The organism is Corallococcus sp. CA053C, from assembly GCF_003611675.1.
Lineage (GTDB): Bacteria > Myxococcota > Myxococcia > Myxococcales > Myxococcaceae > Corallococcus.
Genome location: NZ_RAWA01000777.1, coordinates 1 through 1,310, shown reverse-complemented (window position 1 = coordinate 1,310; position 1,310 = coordinate 1). Strand labels below are relative to the sequence as shown.

Sequence of the window (1,310 nt, the reverse complement as noted above, 5' to 3'; positions counted from 1 at the left end):
GGAGGGCACCCGTCGGGGCAAGCCGCCTGCCGAGCCCGGAATCGGCCCGCTGGACCCGTCCGGCCTGACGCGGTAGTTCTACTTTCCCCAGTTTCCGGTGAGTCAACCCCTGGAAGAAGAGGAGTCCCCCATGAGCACGCAGACCGCATCCCCCTCGCCGATGGAAGCGCGGCTGGCGGGCTACTGGCAGGAGCTGCTGGGCGTGGACGCCGTGCGGCCGGAGGACCACTTCCTGGAGGTGGGCGGCAACTCGCTCCTGGCGACGATGCTGGCCAATCGCATCGAGGACGACCTGGGCCTCCAGGTGGGCATGGTGGACCTGTTCAACACGCTGAGCGCGGTGGCGGCCGTCTGTGAGCGGCTGCTCCTGGAGTCCCAGCCCACCGGTTAGCCTCGCCTCCCCCGCGTGACAGGGAACCGACGGGCCGGGCGGGTGGACGGGGCTTGCCTCTTTTCCCACGGCCCCCGGTTGGGCTAGCAGGGGGGCCATGCCCATCCTCGCCCTCGTCCGTCACGGTCAGTCCCTCTGGAACCACGAGAACCGCTTCACCGGCTTCGTGGACGTGCCCCTCACCGAGCAGGGCCGCGGTGAAGCCCGCAAGGCCGCCGAGGCCCTGAAGGGCCTCAAGTTCGACGTCGCCTACACCTCCGCCCTCACCCGCGCCCAGGAGACGCTCGCCATCCTCCTGGAGACGCTGGGCCAGCGCCCGCCCGTCATCCGCGACGCGGCCCTCAACGAGCGGCACTACGGCGACCTGCAGGGCCTCAACAAGGCCGACGCCGCCAAGGCCTTCGGTGAGAAGCAGGTCCACATCTGGCGCCGCTCCTACGACGTGCCGCCCCCCAACGGCGAGTCCCTGGAGATGACGGCCAAGCGCGTGCTGCCCTTCTACGAGCGCGCCATCGCGGGCGACCTGCGCCAGGGCAAGAACGTGCTCGTCGTGGCCCACGGCAACTCCAACCGCTCCCTGGTGATGCGCCTGGACAAGCTGTCCGGCGAGGCCGTGGTGGCGCTGGAGCTCGCGACCGGCGTGCCCGTCGTCTACGACGTCACCCCCGAGGGCGAGGTCGTCTCCAAACGCGGCGCCTGAGCCCTGACGCCTCGCGGCAGTATCCGTGCCTCCTGGGTGGGGGGGTTGAATGTGCGGCCCCCCGTCCCGTCTGATGCTTGCGAAGGACGAACACCCCCAAGGATGCACACCATGAAGGCCCTGACTCTCGCTGTCGTGCTGCTCACCTCCGCCGCCTCGCTCGCCCAGACGGCGCCGCGCACGGAGGACGCCGCCAACGCCGCCGCCGCCGACATGAGC

Annotated in this window: 2 protein-coding genes; both read left to right on the top strand. The window is 70.5% G+C overall.

All coding sequences use genetic code 11. The features are described 5' to 3' along the window. Positions 1-130: 130 nt before the first annotated feature. Positions 131-391: a phosphopantetheine-binding protein gene (locus D7V97_RS43050; RefSeq protein WP_120616271.1), complete on the top strand. Its 261-nt coding sequence runs from the start codon at positions 131-133 to the stop codon at positions 389-391. Between the two features lie 97 nt (positions 392-488). Further along, complete coding sequence (locus D7V97_RS43045) at positions 489-1,091, top strand: 2,3-diphosphoglycerate-dependent phosphoglycerate mutase (RefSeq protein ID WP_120616270.1); 603 nt, start codon at positions 489-491, stop codon at positions 1,089-1,091. Positions 1,092-1,310 lie beyond the last annotated feature (219 nt).